At 54.9% G+C, this 17924-nt stretch carries 13 protein-coding genes and 1 riboswitch; of the genes, 9 read left to right on the top strand and 4 right to left on the bottom strand.

Annotated elements, in window-relative coordinates; genetic code table 11:
- Positions 1 to 6 precede the first annotated feature (6 nt).
- Entirely contained in the window at positions 7 to 1473 is a 1467-nt protein-coding gene (locus tag PBA01S_RS12895) for an ABC transporter substrate-binding protein (protein ID WP_127576124.1), read from the top strand.
- Between the two features lie 703 nt (positions 1474 to 2176).
- On the opposite strand, the gene PBA01S_RS12890 is transcribed toward PBA01S_RS12895, so the two are convergent.
- From PBA01S_RS12890 to PBA01S_RS12880, 3 genes are all read right to left on the bottom strand, one after another.
- The gene (locus PBA01S_RS12890) at positions 2177 to 3148 is read right to left on the bottom strand and encodes a bile acid:sodium symporter family protein (RefSeq protein ID WP_127576123.1); all 972 of its coding nucleotides are present in this window, start codon (positions 3146 to 3148) and stop codon (positions 2177 to 2179) included.
- 137 nt (positions 3149 to 3285) lie between these two features.
- Positions 3286 to 4596: a glutamate-1-semialdehyde 2,1-aminomutase gene (locus tag PBA01S_RS12885; RefSeq protein ID WP_304363571.1), complete on the bottom strand. Its 1311-nt coding sequence runs from the start codon at positions 4594 to 4596 to the stop codon at positions 3286 to 3288.
- 634 nt (positions 4597 to 5230) lie between these two features.
- Positions 5231 to 6316 carry an LCP family protein gene (locus tag PBA01S_RS12880; protein ID WP_009226954.1) on the bottom strand — a complete coding sequence of 362 codons (1086 nt, stop codon included), beginning with the start codon at positions 6314 to 6316 and terminating at the stop codon, positions 5231 to 5233.
- Between the two features lie 130 nt (positions 6317 to 6446).
- Between PBA01S_RS12880 and bcp the strand changes: the two genes are divergently transcribed.
- A complete protein-coding gene (bcp, locus tag PBA01S_RS12875; RefSeq protein ID WP_009226955.1) occupies positions 6447 to 6932 on the top strand; it encodes a thioredoxin-dependent thiol peroxidase in 486 nt (161 codons plus the stop codon).
- Positions 6933 to 7008: 76 nt separating this feature from the next.
- Here the strand turns inward: bcp and PBA01S_RS12870 are convergent, their stop codons facing one another.
- Positions 7009 to 7740, bottom strand: a complete 732-nt coding sequence (locus tag PBA01S_RS12870; RefSeq protein ID WP_127576121.1) for a stalk domain-containing protein — start codon at positions 7738 to 7740, stop codon at positions 7009 to 7011.
- Positions 7741 to 7915: 175 nt separating this feature from the next.
- On the opposite strand from PBA01S_RS12870, the gene PBA01S_RS12865 reads away from it, so the two are divergent.
- From PBA01S_RS12865 to PBA01S_RS12840, 7 genes are all read left to right on the top strand, one after another.
- Positions 7916 to 9289 (top strand): polysaccharide deacetylase family protein, encoded by a 1374-nt coding sequence (locus PBA01S_RS12865; protein ID WP_127576120.1) that lies wholly within the window; start codon positions 7916 to 7918, stop codon positions 9287 to 9289.
- A 131-nt stretch (positions 9290 to 9420) separates the two neighbouring features.
- Positions 9421 to 10389, top strand: a complete 969-nt coding sequence (locus PBA01S_RS12860) for an AAA family ATPase (protein WP_028540068.1) — start codon at positions 9421 to 9423, stop codon at positions 10387 to 10389.
- Positions 10386 to 11624 (top strand): DUF58 domain-containing protein, encoded by a 1239-nt coding sequence (locus tag PBA01S_RS12855; RefSeq protein ID WP_127576119.1) that lies wholly within the window; start codon positions 10386 to 10388, stop codon positions 11622 to 11624. Before PBA01S_RS12860 ends, PBA01S_RS12855 begins: the two co-directional genes overlap by 4 nt.
- The gene (locus PBA01S_RS12850) at positions 11611 to 14019 is read left to right on the top strand and encodes a DUF4129 domain-containing transglutaminase family protein (protein ID WP_127576118.1); all 2409 of its coding nucleotides are present in this window, start codon (positions 11611 to 11613) and stop codon (positions 14017 to 14019) included. Before PBA01S_RS12855 ends, PBA01S_RS12850 begins: the two co-directional genes overlap by 14 nt.
- Positions 14020 to 14097: 78 nt before the next feature.
- Positions 14098 to 15636, top strand: a complete 1539-nt coding sequence (gene guaA / locus PBA01S_RS12845; protein ID WP_009226961.1) for a glutamine-hydrolyzing GMP synthase — start codon at positions 14098 to 14100, stop codon at positions 15634 to 15636.
- Positions 15637 to 15900: 264 nt separating this feature from the next.
- Positions 15901 to 16001, top strand: a riboswitch (purine riboswitch).
- Positions 16002 to 16047: 46 nt separating this feature from the next.
- Entirely contained in the window at positions 16048 to 16200 is a 153-nt protein-coding gene (locus PBA01S_RS22790; RefSeq protein WP_157268850.1) for a hypothetical protein, read from the top strand.
- A 52-nt stretch (positions 16201 to 16252) separates the two neighbouring features.
- Positions 16253 to 17653: an NCS2 family permease gene (locus PBA01S_RS12840; protein ID WP_016313507.1), complete on the top strand. Its 1401-nt coding sequence runs from the start codon at positions 16253 to 16255 to the stop codon at positions 17651 to 17653.
- The last annotated feature ends 271 nt before the right edge of the window (positions 17654 to 17924 follow it).

Below are 17924 nucleotides of genomic sequence, written 5' to 3'. Positions count from 1 at the left end.
GTTTCAATGCGCAAGTTTTCAGCGGTGTTGATGTGTCTGATGCTGCTTGGTTCGCTGCTCGCGGCCTGCGGCGGAGGCGGGAACAAGGAAGCCCAAAATAACGGCGGTAACAGCGGCGGAAACACGGCAGCTACGAGCAATAACGGAGGAGGCAATGCGGATGCTTCATCGGGGGAAGCCGATGATATCACGCAGCGCAAGGTCACGATCAAGATCCACTACCCGTTGCCGGACGAAACGACGCTTCGCCAACAGGAGGACGATAAAATCGCCCGCTTCCAAGCCAAGTATCCTAACGTCACAATCGTGAAGGACGACTGGCAATACAGCGTCAATGAGATTGGCGTAAAAATGGCTTCCAACGAAGCGCCAACCTTTTACAATACGTGGGCCACAGAAGCTCAATTCCTGGTGGAACGCGGCTGGGTTGCTGACATCACTGATCTGTGGAACAACTGGGAGTATAAGGACGAAATTAACCCGGTGCTGCAAAATCAATTTATCGTAGACGGCCGAGTGTACGGGATCACCCAAAACGGTTACGTCACTTCGACAGTAGTGAATAAGAAGCTGTTGGACGAAAAGGGCGTCGCCGCTCCTCCGTTCGATTGGACTTGGGACGATATGTACAATGTCGCCAAAGGGGTTGCTGATCCGAAGAAAGGGATTTCGGGCATCGCTCCGATGGGGAAAGGGAACGAAGCCGGCTGGAACTGGACCAACTTCTTGTTTGAAGCCGGCGGCGACATTCAAAAGAACGAAAACGGCAAAGTTACCGCCGTGTTCAACTCCGAGGCCGGGGTGAAGGCGCTGGATTTCTACAAGAAGCTGAGATGGGAAGCCAACGCGATCCCGCAAGACTGGGCGCTGGGCTGGGGCGATGCCGTCAGCTCCTTCCAACAAGGACGGACAGCGATGGTGATCGCCGGTGCATTTGACGTCATTCAAGCCGCGCTGAATGAAGGCGGCATGAAGCCGGAGGATGTGGTCGCTTATCCGATGCCAGCAGCCGAGAAAGGCGGCAAGCATTACGGGGTGCTCGGCGGCAACTACCTTGTTATCAACCCGAATGCGACGAAAGACGAACAAGAAATGGCGTTCCGGTATATTACGTTTGATTACTTCACCGACGATGCCCTGAAAGCTGTGGAGGACACGATCCAAGCCCGCAAAGCGGAAGGCAAGTATTATGTGCCGACGCCGCTGGAATATTTCAGTGATGATTCCGGGTATGCCAGCAAAGTGAAAGCCATTTACGATAAATACGACAACGTATACAAATACGATCCGCAGCTCTTCACCTTGCTCGAAGGCAAGCCGGAAGCGCAGTTCGGCACGCAGGACTACTACGCCACGATGTCCAACGTCGTTCAGGAGTCGTTCTCGAAGAAGGGCACCGACTCCAAGCAGCAGCTGGACGTCGCCGCGAAGTACGTGCAAGAGAATTTCTTTGACAAAATTCAAGCGCAATAATGGGTTGTATAAGGCCTCCCTGGTTCAGTTTGGACCGGGGAGATCTTTTTGCGTTGGGGGGTGTTGGGGGGCGCTGTCTTGTTGAAGTATTCGCTGCCCCTATGCTAGGGGGAATGCCAGCCAACTCTAGGGCTAGTCATGCTGGCGACGATGCTAGTGGGGCGATGGCGATTGGTGTAGGTCAACTTCGCTGTTAGCCCAGTCAACAGCGCCAACCCTATTAGCTTCATGTTGGCAATAACATCGGTGTCAACGCCAGTACGAATGCGCGCGTCTATGTCAGCGCCTTTGTCTGGTCTAGTTGGAGCGTCAAGGTCATGGCACCTTGTCCTGGCCTAGCTCAAGGGTCAACGTCACGGACCTTGTTGTCCTGGCCCGCTAACGGAACAGAGAGACGTTATTTTGCGATTTTCGGCGCGGTTTGAAATCTAACGGAACGGAGAGACGTTATTTACGGTTGGGCGTGGAGTTCAGCACGGATTTTGTCCAAATAGCGGCATTTGGTTCCGTTAGGATGGGAAATAGCCGGGAAATGAGCGAATAAGGTCATCTGGTTCCGTTAGAAGGGACGGGAGGTGGAAAGGATGGTGCGAAGGGGGGAGGCGCGGAGGCGTTTTCGCGAGAGGAAGCGCGAGAAAGGACAGCGCTGGCGCGGGGACGCGTACGGGAGAGGGGAGGGCGGTGCGTCCTCCCGAGCCCTAAATCATGCCGACGTTGCTGTTTTGTCCGTTGGCTGATGCGCGCGGGCTTGCCGTCCGAGTACAAGGCCGACGAGGGAGGCCATCACCTGCTGGAACACCATGCCCAGCACGACCGGCACAGCCACCGGAGCGGGAAAGTAGGTGACAGCCAGCACAGCGCCGGCACTGATGTTGCGCATGCCGCCGTTGAAGACGAGCGCGACTTTGTCGGCTTCGTTCAGGCCGATCAGCCGGGACAAGCCAAAGCCCAGCGCGTAGCCGATAGCCGCGAGCAGGACGATGATGGCGGCGAGCCCCAGCAACCGCGGGCTGAAATCGGTCAGGTAAGGGGAGACCACCGCGCCGTTAATCGCCACGACCGAAGCCATGGCAAGCTTCGAAAACGGGTTCAACCAAGGCCCCCAGGTGGTGATCACTTTGCCTTGGGTCCACTGGTTCAGCAGCATGCCCACCAGCGACGGGACAACAATCATCCAGAACAGGCTGGTCATCATCGCCACAGCATCAAGCCGAACGCTGGTGCCCACCAGCAACGCCAGAATGCCGGGAACGACAAAGGGAGCCAGCAGTGTATCGATCAGGATGATCGACAGCGTCAAGGCAATGTTGCCCTTGTAGATGCTGACCCAGACAAAGCTGCTGACTCCGGTTGGAATTGCTGCGGCGAGAATAAAGCCGGTTATCGTATAAAAATCCCCGGGGAACGCCAAATGCCCCATTCCCATCGCCGCCAGCGGCATCGCCAGGTGGAGGATGAACAGGCAGAGTACCAAGGGGAGCGGTTTTTTGAGCACGTTCAGGAAATCTTTGAAGCTGAGACTAATGCTCCCGGCAAAGGTCATGAAGGCAAACAGCCATGGAGACAGATACGTATAAGGAGCCAGGTTACTCCCGCAAAGGACGCCAATCAATATGCTGGTAGGCGTAATGAGGGGCATCATTTTGTTCAGTTGTCGGTTCAGCGTTTGCAGCATGGGCACGACATCCTTTGGTTGATAGGCTTCTTGTAGTATAGAACGTCCGCAGGGAATCGTAAATGGGACGAAAACACGATCTCTTGCCATCAAAAAAAGTCTGCCGGTTCACAAACGAACCAGGCAGACTGGATTGGTTAGCGGGCGATTTCCTTAAACGCCGCTTCGGCGGCTTCCAGCGTAAAGTCGATGTCGGCTTCCGTGTGCGCCGTCGTCAGGAACCAAGCCTCGAACTTCGACGGGGCGAGGTTGACCCCGCGGTTTAGCATGGCGCGGAAGAAGGCAGCGAACGCTTCGCCGTCGGTGTCTTGCGCCTCCGCATAGTTCGTGACCGGATGGTCACAGAAATGCGTTGAGAACGAGCCGCGGATCCGGTTGATGGTCAGCGGCACCCCATGGCGGCGGGCCGAGTCAGCCAGCCCGTCGGTCAGCTTTACGGCGAGGCGGTCCATCTCTTCGTAGACCCCGGCGCCTTGCAACACCTCAAGGCAGGCGATGCCGGCGGAGATGGAAGCAGGGTTGCCCGCCATCGTTCCGGCCTGATAGGCCGGACCCAACGGTGCTACCTGCTCCATGATCTCTTTGCTGCCGCCGTACGCGCCGATCGGCAGCCCGCCGCCGATGATTTTGCCGAGGGCGGTGAGGTCCGGCCGGATCGCTTCGTGGTTGGAGAGGCCGGCGTAGGTTTGCGCCGAGCCGTAATGGAAGCGGAAGGCCGTAATAACCTCGTCGTAAATGACGAGGGCGCCGTACTGCCGTGCGAGCCGGCAGAGCTCTTCCAAGAACCCGGGCTTCGGCATCACCATGCCGAAGTTCCCGACGATCGGCTCGACCATGACGGCGGCGACGTCGTCGCCCCACTTGTCGAGCGCATCTTTCAGCGCCGAAGCATCGTTAAACGGCACGGTGATCACCTCGTGCGCGATGCTGGTCGGGATGCCGGCGCTGTCCGGGATGCCCAGCGTGGACGGGCCGGACCCGGCGGCCACGAGCACGAGATCAGAATGGCCGTGGTAGCACCCGGCAAATTTGATGATTTTGTTGCGCTTCGTATACGCGCGCGCGACGCGGATCGTCGTCATGACCGCTTCCGTACCGGAGTTCACGAAGCGCACCTTGTCCATCGAAGGAATCGCTTCTTTCAGCATGCGAGCCAAGCGGATCTCGAGCTCGGTTGGAGTCCCGTACAATGTGCCGTTCGCGGCAGCTTCTTGAATGGCCTTCGTCACATGCGGGTGGGCATGTCCGGTAATGATCGGCCCGTAAGCCGCCAAATAATCGACGTAGCGATTGCCGTCCACGTCCCAGAAATACGCGCCCTCCGCTTTTTTCATAAAAACAGGCGCCCCGCCGCCAACCGCCTTAAAGGAACGGGAGGGGCTGTTGACGCCGCCTACAATATGTTGCAACGCTTCTTCATACAATCGTTCGGATTGTGATCGATTCATCTCAATAAACTTCCTTTCTGAATTGAATTACTGGAATGAACTCGTTATTGTGCCAGCCAGCTTACGATTTAACTGCAAAAGTACATTTGATTTGTCCGAAAAACCGACTCTTACGCGCGATCAACTGCAAAAGTACATCTCAGACATCACGATATGCCCTCAAAAGCGACCTTTCAGCAGAAATGAACTGCATTTTTACATTTGAATGCTGAAAAAGAGCGATTTTGGGCAATATGAAAAGCACTTTTACAGCTGACAGGCCCAATAGCGCGGATTCACGGTAGGCAGCGATCAAAAAAAGGCAGTTCGTAATGCCGAACTAGGCAGTAAGAGTGGGGGGGCCAGCAAAGGCAGTTACTGTCGCCACCAAAAGACAGCAGTAGTACCATCCAAGGCAGTTACTAGTGCCCCCAAAGGACAGGAGTGGTGCAACTAAATACAGTTACTTGCGGCCCCAATGGCAGATACTCGTGCCAAAAGAGAGGAGGCCGCCTCTCGATTAAGGCCTGGCCACAGGGCCGAGCCTGCCTCGAGAGACGCCCTCCGATCTCACGGACTCCCGCCCGCCGCCTAAGCAGGCAAGGACTTCGCTAACCTCAGGCTTAGGGCCCTCCGCCCCAAAAGGCTCTCAGCCTCAAGGGCTGGCCGCCTCCAGGTTCCGGCTGCTGCTGCCGGCGTTCGCCCCAGTACGGCCTGAGCTGCCACTGCTGTCACTGTTATTCTCGGCACCGTCAGCATCGTTGCCACTGTCCGTCCCGCTTTCCTCCGCTTTATTAAATACATCCTGCACGTATTGCTTTAAATCCTCCTCGCTGCGAACGCCAAGGACGGACGAGCCGCCAACGGTTTTCTCCACCAGCAGTTCCATCGGCGGAATCTGCTCGCTGGCGACCATTTCTGCGTCATACCCGACAGTAGCCAGCTTCCACATATCCTGAACCGACAAGTTCGTGTCGATGTAAGGATTGATTTTCTCCAGAATCGAAGGCAGCTTCATAATGGAAGTCGTCGACTTCAGCTTATCCGCCACCGCCTTCAGGAAATTGCGCTGCCGCTCGGTCCGGGTGTAGTCAGACAGAGCGTCGTGCCGGAAGCGGACGTATTGCAGCGCCGTTTTGCCATCTAAGTGCTGCTGTCCTTTTTTCAGATCGATGTCGTATTCATGATTATCCGCCTTGCTGGTGTAGTGCATATCTTTTTCCACATAGAAATCAACCCCGCCGACCGCATCCACCAACTCAATGAATCCTTGAAAGTCGGTATACACATAATATTGTATCGGGATGCCCAGCAGATCGGAGACGGCTTGCATCGCTGTATTCGGTCCGTGCGTAATCGCCGTGTTGATCCGATCGGAACCGTGCTCTGGAATCTGCGTGTATGTGTCGCGCAAAATCGAGAAGAGGTAGGCCTTCTTGCTCACAGGGTCCAGGGAAGCGACCAGCATGGTGTCGGAACGAGGAATTTCCCCTTTCTTCAAACCGCGCGCATCGACGCCCATCAGCAAGATGTTGACGCGATCCTTGCCTTCCCATTTGGGTGGTTCCGGCACTTTCGTTTCGGTTGGTTGCACGTTATAGAAAGGAGATTGCTCTCCTTCTTTTTGAAAATTGTCGACTTGGTTATAGAGGGCCGTAAAATAGTAGGCTGCAAAGCCGGCGAGAGCGACAACCACTCCGATCACAGACCAGAGAATCGCCCGTTTTGTGCGTTTCGTCATTGGGTTCGTTCCTTTCAAGGCATGCGATAAATTCGGTTTCTATTATAGATATACTACATGTCTTTCCATTATAATTTCTTTTGTAAATACAATCAATTTCAGGGTTGGAGAGGCCAGAGGAGGAAGGAGCATGTCGAAACAAACGCAACAAGTGCAAATCGGTCAGCCTGTTCCGGATTTTCGACTGCCCGCCGACAGCGGGGAGGAAATCTCGTTATCGCAATTTCGCGGCCGGAAGGTCGTTCTTTATTTTTATCCCAAAGATGCTACCCCGGCTTGTACTCAGGAGGCTTGCGATTTTCGTGATCTTGCTGAGGTGTACGGTGAATATGGGGCGGTGGTGCTGGGCATCAGCGGGGATTCGGTGAAATCTCACGCCAGGTTCGCCGGGAAGCAAGGGCTGAATTTCCCGCTCTTATCGGACGAGTCTCATGAGGTGTGCCGAATGTTTGGCGTATGGCAGCTGAAAAAAATGTACGGCCGCGAATACGAAGGCATCGTCCGTTCGACGTTCCTCATCGACGAGGAGGGGAAGCTGCTCCGTGAATGGCGCGGGGTTCGAGTCAAAGGGCACGCGGAACAAGTGTTGGAGGCACTGCGAGAAGCCGGCCAATAAAATAGGTGTCTTCGCCAGAGAGTTGATCAAAACGCCTCATCCTAACGTTAAAGTGGGATGAGGCGTTTAACTTTACTTATTTTTCAAAATGTAGATCAAAAAGGCCCAGTTCGATATTCTCCTCATCGGCTGTTGCACGGAACTCGACTTTCGCTGCATGAGCGACGTCAAGCGCTAAATCCTTAGGGAAGTCTCCCGGTTTGAAAGTTTCTGAGTAGGCTTCACGATCATCGACCAGGATCCGCAGCGTCACCGAAGCCCCAGAATCTCTATATTTTCCGGTCAACCCCACTTTGCCGACCACCTTCTTGGCTTGTCCGTTAAGCGGAAATTGAATATGGACCCAGCGACTGTCTGAGCCGTTATCATTTCTAGGGAACTCAAAGCGCAGGAAGCTGGTATACGTGTTCCCCAAGTTATCTTCAATCGGTTCATTCGCATTGTATGCGTATTCATATCTGCTCCAGTATGCGGTCTGCGCATTCGAATGCTGGATATCGCGTTCTGGATAAATATCCGTTTTCCCCTCTGTCTCGCCTATGTATACGGTTTGCGTGGAGGCGTCCCATTTCACCGGGAGCTTCAGCGCTTCAGCAACAAACCGAAGAGGTACGTATGTCGTCCCGTTATAGAGGAACGGTTTGTTATCCTCACTCAACTTTTGAGCTGTTTTGTTGACGGTAATCCCTTTGACGTTGTAAAACACTTCGATCAGCTTTCCGCTGCTGCCGGCATAAACTCCTGTTGCTCCGAATAGAAGGGAGCCTGCAACGAAGCCGGCAATGAATTTAGATTTTGAACTCTTCATGTTGCAATTACACCTTCCTTTGGATAGTTTTGCAACATATTATATCTGCGCCGGCGGGGGTTCGGCAATATTTTCTCGAATGACGTCTATCTTCATCTCTACCTTCATACAATCTACCAGAAAGCTAAAGGATTCATAGAAAAGAAATTGATCCTAGTGCGGAGGTAGAAGGTCGATGAAACAACCCAAAAAGTTATCCGGACAAATGCTGGTACGTTTGCTACTGCTTACGGTAGTACTGATTGCGGCAATCTGCACGCCGCTTGGCTTCCAGCACAAGGGCATGCCTGAAGTCAAAGCCCTGGCGATGAAAGAACAAGCCGCGGGGGAATCCGCGACGCATACAGTAAATCTCGCTGCACCTGCCGCTGAGAAGGTGCAACCTGTCCATACGTCGGCCGTTGGCTCGGCTGGCGCATCGGCGGCTTTGGCGGCATCTCAGGCGAAGAAGTCTGAAACGCCGCAAGCGAACAACAAAGACAAGCAAGGCAAAACGGTTTATTTAACATTTGACGACGGGCCAAGCCCGCATACAGATCAAGTGCTGGAGATATTGCGGGAAGAGGAGGTGCCCGCGACCTTCTTCGTATTGGGGCAGCAAGCCAAGCGCTACCCGGAGGTGATCCGACGCATCGTAGACGACGGCCATGTCCTCGGGAATCATACGTATAACCATGATTATGACGCATTGTACGACAGCTTCGGCCATTTCTGGAAGCAGGTCAAGGCGACGGAAGAGGTGCTGCGGGAGATTACGGGAACACGTACACCGCTGGTACGCGCGCCGGGCGGGACATATGGTCATTTTGACAAGACGTATTTCAACCTGATGGAGCAGGGCGGGTATAAAGTGTTTGACTGGAATGTAGACAGCGGGGATTCCAAGCGTAGAGGCGTTCCGGCCAGCGAGATTATAGCCAACGTCAAGAACACGAAGCTGCAGGATCAAATCATTGTGTTGATGCATGACGGAGGAGGTCATGAACAGACGGTTAAGGCGCTGCCGGAAATTATTCATTACTATAAAAAACTAGGTTACGAGTTTGGCACCTTATCTGCGGAGCAACAGCCCGTACAATTTTCGCTGGACCCTTCCATAAGCAAGAAAAAGAACCGTCCCGCGCCTTCCGCCGAATGGATCGCGTCCAACGTCGTTCCGAATGCGGCTTTGTTTGAACCGGAGCTGCCGCTTACCGTGGAGGCTGGCGGGTTGCAAACGCGCCTTGAGCCCGGGGAATACGAGTTGCGTGATGGTCAGTATGTGGCACCTGTCCGTTTAATGATGGAGCGGTTAGGGGCAGAAGTCTATTGGAGCGAGGCTACGCAAAGCGCCTTCATCAACTGGGGGGACGCCTACATGGTGGCAGATACCCGGCGCGGGGTGCTGACGGCTGTACGCCAAGACGGAACCAATGTGGAATGGGAAGTGACGTTTGAGCGCAAGGCTCAGGCGTTATGGATTCCGCTGCGTCCGCTCTTGGAGGCATTAGGTCATCCGATTGTCGGAGTTGTTTCAACTGCTGGGGAGCGACGGGTCTCGGCAATCTAGTTGTTTTGATAGATTTTTGGGACAAACGCTTAACTTTCTCTCCCTTTCTTCCATGTCTATTTCCACTAGTTTCTGGAGATACTGGTTGATAGATTACGGCCATGGTTTTTAGAAATGGAGGGGAAGTCAGGATGAATCACGATCAAGCGCAGACGTTGCTGGAGCGGCTCGTCCACAAGGTGGATCGGGTGATCGTTGGAAAAAAAGCGGAGATCGAGCTCGCGGTAGTGGCGATGCTGAGCGGCGGTCATATTTTGCTGGAGGATGTACCCGGAGTGGGGAAAACGATGCTGGTCCGTACGTTAGCTGCCTGCATCGGCGGGACGTTTGGCCGCATTCAGTTCACGTCGGACCTGCTGCCGTCCGATGTCACCGGCGTAACGGTATACCATGCGCAGAGCGGTCAGTTTGAGTTTCGGCCAGGGCCGGTGTTCGCCCATGTTGTATTGGCCGATGAGATCAATCGGGCAGCGCCGCGAACCCAGTCGGCCTTACTGGAAGCGATGGAAGAACGGAAAGTGACGATTGACGGAGAGACGCGGGCTTTGCCGAAGCCGTTCTTGCTGCTGGCGACGCAAAATCCGCTGGAATACGAAGGAACCTATCGCTTGCCGGAGGCGCAGTTGGATCGCTTTCTGATGCGGCTGACGCTCGGGTACCCGAATCCGGAGCAGGAGGTGGATTTACTCGGGAGAATGCAAGATCCGCCTGATCTTGCCGATCTGAAGCCGGTGCTGTTACCGGAGGAAATTGCCCTGATGCAGCGTCAGGTGCGCAGCGTATTTGTGGACGACGTCATCAAGCGCTATATGGTTGGCGCTGCGGACGTCTCCCGGCGGCATCCGCAAATCGCACTGGGCTTCAGCCCGCGCGCAACGCTCGCTTGGATGGGGGCGGCGCAGGCGATGGCGTATTACCGAGGACGCTCCTTCGTCACGCCGGACGATGTCAAGGCGGTCGCGCCCGCTGTGCTCACGCACCGGATCGTGTTGCGAACGGAAGCGAAGCTTGACGGAGTCAGCGGCGAGCAGGCGTTATCAGAGGTGTTGTCTAAGGTGGATGTGCCGATTTTTGCACGGAGAGCGGGGGCTTCATCATGAAGCACGCAGGATGGGCGTGGCTGATCGCCGTCGCCTTCGCCGGCGCTTTGGGAGGTTGGTATGCTTGGCGCGGCGGGGTGTCGTCTTTATTCTTGCTGCTGCTGGTCGGATTCATGATGCTGCAGGGCATCTTGGTCCAAGCGTTTGGCCCAAAGCGCTTTAAGGTGGAGCGCGCTTGGCAACCGGTCTATCCGGTTGCCGGCGAACCGGTCACGGTCACGTTATCGGTCCGCTGTGAGGGAGGTCTGCCGCCGGTTTGGCTGCAGATCGAGGACCAACTTGCAGGTGACACCGTGGGTTCAGAAAATGGGAAGAACCGCCCGGGGAGCCGGGGCGGTAGTTTGTTTTTTACCGGATTTCGCCGGTACTACCGGATGACTTATACGATTCAGGGCTTACCCCGGGGCGTCTATAAGCAAGCGTCCGTCAAGCTGACCTGGGGCGATCCGTTTGGCTGGTTCAAGCGGAGCCGACTTGCGGCCTCCCCAGAGGTGATGGTCGTTCATCCGTTGCCGCTGGCAGGAAATCCCCCGAAGGCAGAGGTACGGGCGGAGCAAGAGGGCGGCGGAGCATGGCAGCCTCAGTTGGTCGCATCCTCTCCAGCTCCGGGCCGGTTAAGACCTTATGTTGAAGGGGACCCGTTGCGGCGAATCCACTGGAAATACTCGGCGAAAAAAGGGGAGTTGCTCTCCCGCATTCCCGAAGAGCAGGGGGTGATGCCGCGTTATTTGCTGCTGAGCACACGTGACGGCGATTATGCTTCCTCCGCCGGCTTCGAGCTGGCGGTGTCGGCAGCCGCAACGTGGCTAACGCGCGAAGCAGGCGGCGATTCTGGGGCCGATGAGCTTCGGTTCAGCCATGGCGGGATGGACGGCGCTTGCCAGGTGAACGGTCGCGATGGCTTGATGAGCGGTCTGGAGCAGCTTGCCGGCCTCCGCTTGGGGAACGGTTTGTCTGCGGGTGAAATACTGCGCCGGGATTGGTCCGAGGTGTTCTCCCAAGGGCAAAGCCTCACCGTCATCACCGGCAAGCTGACGCCTGAATTAGCGGGCGATGTGCTGCATTTGGCTGAGCTGGGCGTGGCCACGGAAGTTTGGTGTGCCGGCGGACTTGGCGGATCGGATCTGGGGCGGCTGGTTGCCCGACTGCGGGAGAGGGGCGTCACGGTGCTGGATCTGACGCTGTATCGGACGAAAACTCCACGGAAAGGGGCGATCAAGCATGTCAGCGCCTAAAGCGTCAGTGATCCCTACCAGCGGTCTGTCGGCACCGATGACATCCTCCCGACGCAGCGGACATTCAGCGCCTTCCATCGGCCTGCGAATCTTAATCACGCTGTTGTTGTTTGCTTTATTTGGGGAATGGTTGTATCCGCTGCACGCGATGATTCCTGAAAGGCAGACGGAGCTGCTTCCGCTGTTTTTCGTTCTCACTGGTGCTTTACTGCTCATTGGCTGCCTGCGGCTGCCGTCTGTTCTGTATGCACCGGTTCCGCCGCTGCTTATCGCCGGTGCCATGTTGTATCTGTTCGGAAGAGGGGAAGGGATTGGCTGGTTTATCGACTACGCCCATACGGTCTCTTCGGATTTGGAGGTGTTTTGGGATACGGGGCGGCTGTTCTCCATCAGTATGGAGACGCGGGCTTTGCTCCTGTTGATCGGTTGGACGTTGCTGGTTGTTTCCGTACAAATGCTGGCATTATCGCGCCAAAGTATTTTGCTGTTCTTGAGCGCCACGGTGATTTACTTGCTCGCGCTGGAGGCGGCCGTTGGCCTAGAGCTGTATTTGGGCGTCATCCGCTCGGCAGCTTTGGGCCTCGCGCTGCAAGCGGCGGCGTTCCATCGCGGCGAGTCTGGACCGAGCCGGGGAGCCGGGAGACTCGCCGGCGGGGTCGTCGTACTCGCCTGCGTGGCGGGCGCAGCGCTGCTCAGCTCGCTGCTGCCGCTGCAGCCGGTGCGGGCGATCTCGTGGGAGCAGGTCGCCCGCAGCTTGTCGGAGTGGAGCGGAGCCGAGTTGCCTGCCACGGCGGGCCGGGCCGCGGCGGTCAACGTCTCCGGCTACGGTCGGGACGACTCCAAGCTGGGCGGGCCGCTGCGCCTGCGCCTTGATCCATATTTTACGGCGTTGTCCCCGTACAATACGTACTGGCGCGGCGAGAGCAAAAGCGTGTACACCGGCCGGGGCTGGATTCAGCCGGTCGGGGATAGCGCGCCGGTGATCGCCGGGGCGGAGCGTACGGGCGGTGTGACGGGCGAGGCGGCTGAAGACGCGGCCATCCCAGCCGCAGCCCAGATCGACACCGGGCGCAAGCTGATCCGCCAAACGGTGACGTTTGAAGCCCCGTTAACGGGAAGGGTCGCCTTGCTGTCCGGCGGGCTTCCGGTCCAGGCGGAACGGATCATCGCTGGTGACGGGGAAGAACCGGTGGAGATTGAACCTAGGTTCGACGCTTGGGCCGATGCCTTGATCGTCGACTATGCGGCTCCCTCGGAGCGCATTTACAGCTATGAGCTGACGTCGGCGGTGTCAACAGCGTCTGCAGACAAGCTGCGCCAAGAAGAGGGGTCGGACCCGGCAGAGGTCCGTGACCGCTTTCTGCAGCTGCCGGATGCACTGCCGGAGCGGGTGCGGAAGCTGGGCGAGCGGCTTGTCGCCGGAGAGAGCAACCGCTATGATGCGGCCGCTGCGGTCGAGAGCTACTTAGAGCATCGCTATACTTACAGCTTGGATTCCCGGCAGCCGCCGGAAGGGGCCGATTTCGTTGACCACTTCCTGTTCGTCGACCGCATCGGTTATTGCGATCACTTCTCGACGGCGATGGTCATTCTGCTGCGCAGCGGCGGAATTCCGGCTCGTTGGGTCAAAGGCTTCGCGCCCGGGGACCCTGCGCCGTCTGCAGCTTCGACTTCCGGAGGAACGGGGAGCAGGGGGGAGGCCGTTTCACTAGCAAGCGGTACAGGCTCCAGCTCGGCAGAGATGCACCGATATACCGTAGCCTATGCGGATGCGCATTCGTGGGTCGAGGTTTATTTTCCCGAAACGGGTTGGATTGCCTTTGATCCGACGCCAGGGTTTGGCGAGTCCATCGCCTTGAGCGTCAGCACCTTAGCGGATTATAGATTAGGTGAAGCAGATACGGTAGCGGCTTTTCCGTGGTTAGCCAAAGCTGTTGAAGTGGCTAAGCACCTGCAACCGAGACTTACTGAATTGGCTTACGAAAAACTTACCCGTATGACCCCGCGGCTGCGCCCGTTTGATTGGACCGTTTTGGCTTTAACTGCTGGTTTCGCCTTACTGTTCGCACGAGAACTGAGGCTGCGCGGATACTTACTGCTGCTTGCCTTCGGACGATTGCGGCCAGGGAGCACGTTTCCTGGACGCCGCGAGTTGCTTGCTTCAGCGGATCGGGTTTGGCGCGAGTTGGCATTGCTGCATGGTCCCAAGCCCGCGTCCATGACAGCCCGGGAATATATTCAGGGCGCGTTCAGCGAAGATCAGGCACAATCGGAGTGTGCGGAGCAGTTCGTACGGACCTGGGAAAAGATCTACTACGGAGGCTTGCGACCGGATCGACAGGAAAGCGTGAAATTCCTTGAACAATGCCGGAAGTTGGCCTCTCGCCGAGGCTGAAATTGGCGTTTGGGCTTCCTTGACGACCTCTTTTGTCGTTTCGTATAATAGGTGTCATAATTTGAGGGAGGCTCGGTCATGAATAAGCCAAATGAAATGATTGTGGTCCTTGACTTCGGAGGACAATACAATCAGTTAATCGCAAGAAGAATCCGCGACTTAGGCGTATACAGCGAATTGCTGCCGTATAATACGCCGGTTGAACGCCTGCGGGAAATCGCGCCGAAAGGCATCGTATTTTCGGGGGGTCCATCCAGCGTTTATGCGGAGGATGCCCCACACATTGACCCGGCCGTGTACGACATCGGTGTGCCGATCTTCGGCATCTGTTATGGGATGCAGTTGATGGCTCACCAGCTTGGCGGTAAGGTTGAACGGGCGGCAAAACGCGAGTACGGCAAAGCGGACGTGGATTTTGCCGAACATTCGGCCCTAACTCGCGGTCTGGATTCGAAGCAGACCGTATGGATGAGCCACGGGGACCATGTGACCCAGCTTCCGGACGGCTTCGTGGTTGATGCATCAACAGAGCATGCGCCGATCGCCGGATTTGCCAATCCGGACCGGAAGATGTACGGTGTGCAATTCCATCCTGAAGTGCGGCATTCTGTACATGGGAATGAAATGATCCGCAATTTCCTTTATGACATCTGCGGCTGCGAAGGCAACTGGAGCATGGAGACGTTTATTGAAGACGCGGTACGTGATATTCGCACTCAAGTCGGCGACGGCAAAGTGCTTTGTGCGTTGAGCGGCGGTGTAGACTCCTCAGTGGTGGCTATGCTGATTCATAAAGCAATTGGTGATCAGTTAACCTGTATGTTCATCGATCACGGTCTGCTGCGCAAAGGCGAAGCGGAGAGCGTCATGGAGACCTTCGTGGGCAAATTCGATATGAAGGTTGTCAAGATTGATGCGCGCGAGCGTTTCCTCTCGAAGCTGGCCGGCGTGGATGATCCGGAACAGAAGCGCAAAATCATCGGTAACGAGTTTATTTACGTGTTCGACGAAGAGTCGGCGAAGTTCGATGACTTTACTTACCTGGCGCAGGGGACGTTGTATACCGACATTGTCGAGAGCGGCACGGCAACGGCTCAAACGATTAAGTCCCACCATAACGTGGGCGGGCTGCCGGAAGATATGAAGTTCAAGCTGATTGAACCGCTGAAAACGTTGTTCAAAGACGAAGTGCGCAAGGTTGGCGAAGAATTAGGGCTGCCGCGGGAAATCGTGTGGAGACAACCGTTCCCGGGACCGGGACTTGCGATTCGCGTCTTGGGCGAAGTGACGGAAGAGAAATTGCAAATCGTTCGGGATTCCGATTACATCCTGCGCGAAGAAATTGCCAAGGCGGGGCTGGATCGCGAGATTTGGCAATACTTTACGGCATTGCCGAACATGCGCAGCGTAGGGGTCATGGGCGACGCTCGTACTTACTCCTACACCGTAGGTATCCGCGCGGTGACGTCCATCGACGGCATGACCGCCGACTGGGCGCGTATCCCGTGGGACGTGCTGGAGAAGATCTCTGTACGGATCGTCAACGAAGTCGAGAACGTGAACCGTGTCGTGTACGACATTACGTCGAAGCCGCCGGCCACGATTGAATGGGAATAGGTTATCAAATTCTCAAATGCTCTCCTTTGGATGCCGGTTCAGGCAAATAAAGGAGAGCATTTTTAGTTAATTTATTGTTGTATCTGTTGCTTTGGGTCTCTTGATTACTTTGAAATCAGTGTAAATTTTCACGAATAATTCAAATTACGAACAATAATATCACGAATTGAATCGAATATTCGTTTTTTCTGTTGACATTTTAGGACCCTCCGCCTAGAATAAATCATGTAATAAGCCTTGCTGACATGGCTTGTCTGGATATCGACAAAACCGCATAGTTCTTTTCGTATAATTCCGGGAATTGGCCCGGAAGTCTCTACGAGGTCACCGTAAATGATCTGGCTACGAAAGGAAGAAACGAACGTATCGTTGGAGCGAGTTGGGGAAAGTTCGGGGATGTTGCTCGGATGAATGCTCCTGCTGCGAAAGCTTGCTTTGAACGAAAGCCTAGGGCTGTTGACTGATCCGAACGATCGTTTCTTCTGGATGTACGGTAACCCGAGGGATGTCGCCTCGGGCTTTTTGTCGTTTTCCGAAGGGAATGCAGGCAAAGTGGTGCTGTGATGCCAGTTGTTTGAACCAGGATTGTCAATTTTTAAGGGGGAGTAATTTTATCATGGATCGGTTTTTTAAACTGAAACAGAACGGTACGACGGTACGTACGGAAATTATGGCGGGCCTGACCACGTTTATGGCGATGGCCTACATCCTTACGGTGAACCCGAACACGTTGACGGCGTTTGGCCAGATCGAAATGGGTTGGTACTCCGTATTCTTGGCAACGGCGCTGTCCGCAGGGATTTTCACGATTGCCATGGGCCTTTTCATTAACTTTCCTGTAGCGCTTGCGCCGGGGATGGGTCTGAACGCGTATTTTGCGTCCGTCATTCTGTCATCTGCGACAACGGATCATCCGTTTACTTGGGAAATGGGCTTAACGGCTGTATTCATTTCCGGGTTGATCTTCATCCTGTTGACTTTAACGAAAGTTCGTCAAATGCTGCTGGATGCCGTTCCAGATTCGTTGAAGCATGCAATTACGGTCGGGATCGGGTTGTTCATTACGATTATCGGTCTGAAAAACAGCGGGCTGATGACCATCGGCGTTGAAGCTGGCAGCGATATTCCGGCGAATACGTTCACCGATGTACTTTCCTTTGAAACGGTCATTCATTTAGGCAGTCTGGAGAACACGGACGTACAGCTTACTTTGATTGGTTTGTTGCTGATCGGGGTTTTGATGGTGCTGAACGTTCGCGGCGCGATTTTGCTGGGGATCCTGGGAACGACGGTTATCGCTTTGCTGATGGGGGTAGTGGACTTCGGTACTTTGTCCAATCCGCAAACGCCTTGGGTTCCAGATTTCACGCAAATTAACTTTGCACGCTTTGACTGGGACGGTATTTTGCATACAGGTATTATTTCCGCGATTGCGACTTTCACTTTCGTAGAATTGTTTGATACATTTGGTACTTTGGTAGGTACAGCTTCTCGTGCAGGAATCATGAAGGATCCAGAAGAAGGCAAAAAACGCGTCGGCAAAGCCATGCTGGTTGACGCAGCGGCTGTTACTGGCGGTGCATTGCTGGGGACTTCCACGACGACGGCTTATGTTGAAAGTGCAGCTGGCGTAGCAGAAGGTGGACGTACAGGGTTGACTGCCCTCACGACGGGGGTTTGCTTCTTGGCGGCCTTGTTCTTGGCTCCGATCGCCGCTTTGATCCCTGGTGCTGCAACGGCTGCAGCCTTGATCATCGTTGGTGTTCTGATGGTGCAATCGATCAAAGAGATCGACTTCTCCGATATGGTTATCGCTATCCCTGCGTTCTTGACGGTAACGATGATGCCGTTCACCTACAATATTGCGAACGGGATTTCGTTTGGTGTCGTGTTCTATGTGGTGCTGGCCTTCGCGGCCAATCTGATTGGCAAAAAGAAATACGACATCCACTGGTTAATGTGGGTATTGTTCGTTCTGATCATTCTCCGTTACATTTTCCTTGGCAGCCAGGGTTAAGGATGAGCTAACGGCCTCTCAAGCCTGCAGTCCCTTTGAGGATTGCAGGTTTTCTTTTTTTATATATTTATATAATAGTAGATTCTCGAGTGCAGGGGGCAATTTCCAAGTATTTCATTTGTATTTGTTTGAGAGGTTTGATATATTATAAAAGTCGCTCACAGCGACGAGGTAATTACGACGATGCATGAACCGGACAGTCGAAAAAAGTTCTTGCATTCGAACGAATTACTTGATATAATATAAGAGTTGTCGCCGATAAGACGATAAC

Source organism: Paenibacillus barengoltzii NBRC 101215 (genome assembly GCF_004000745.1).
GTDB classification, from domain to species: Bacteria; Bacillota; Bacilli; order Paenibacillales; family Paenibacillaceae; genus Fontibacillus; species Fontibacillus barengoltzii.
The sequence above is the reverse complement of the archived record's forward strand: the minus strand, read 5'-3'. Positions and strand labels throughout refer to the sequence as shown.

Excerpts from the sequence above, each read along its gene's own strand:
- PBA01S_RS12895 (WP_127576124.1), top strand. The coding sequence starts at position 7 with ATGCGCAAGTTTTCAGCGGTGTTGATGTGTCTGATGCTGCTTGGTTCG.
- PBA01S_RS12890 (WP_127576123.1), bottom strand. The coding sequence starts at position 3,148 with ATGCTGCAAACGCTGAACCGACAACTGAACAAAATGATGCCCCTCATT.
- PBA01S_RS12885 (WP_304363571.1), bottom strand. The coding sequence starts at position 4,596 with ATGAATCGATCACAATCCGAACGATTGTATGAAGAAGCGTTGCAACAT.
- PBA01S_RS12880 (WP_009226954.1), bottom strand. The coding sequence starts at position 6,316 with ATGACGAAACGCACAAAACGGGCGATTCTCTGGTCTGTGATCGGAGTG.
- bcp (WP_009226955.1), top strand. The coding sequence starts at position 6,447 with ATGTCGAAACAAACGCAACAAGTGCAAATCGGTCAGCCTGTTCCGGAT.
- PBA01S_RS12870 (WP_127576121.1), bottom strand. The coding sequence starts at position 7,740 with ATGAAGAGTTCAAAATCTAAATTCATTGCCGGCTTCGTTGCAGGCTCC.
- PBA01S_RS12865 (WP_127576120.1), top strand. The coding sequence starts at position 7,916 with ATGAAACAACCCAAAAAGTTATCCGGACAAATGCTGGTACGTTTGCTA.
- PBA01S_RS12860 (WP_028540068.1), top strand. The coding sequence starts at position 9,421 with ATGAATCACGATCAAGCGCAGACGTTGCTGGAGCGGCTCGTCCACAAG.
- PBA01S_RS12855 (WP_127576119.1), top strand. The coding sequence starts at position 10,386 with ATGAAGCACGCAGGATGGGCGTGGCTGATCGCCGTCGCCTTCGCCGGC.
- PBA01S_RS12850 (WP_127576118.1), top strand. The coding sequence starts at position 11,611 with ATGTCAGCGCCTAAAGCGTCAGTGATCCCTACCAGCGGTCTGTCGGCA.
- guaA (WP_009226961.1), top strand. The coding sequence starts at position 14,098 with ATGAATAAGCCAAATGAAATGATTGTGGTCCTTGACTTCGGAGGACAA.
- PBA01S_RS22790 (WP_157268850.1), top strand. The coding sequence starts at position 16,048 with ATGCTCCTGCTGCGAAAGCTTGCTTTGAACGAAAGCCTAGGGCTGTTG.
- PBA01S_RS12840 (WP_016313507.1), top strand. The coding sequence starts at position 16,253 with ATGGATCGGTTTTTTAAACTGAAACAGAACGGTACGACGGTACGTACG.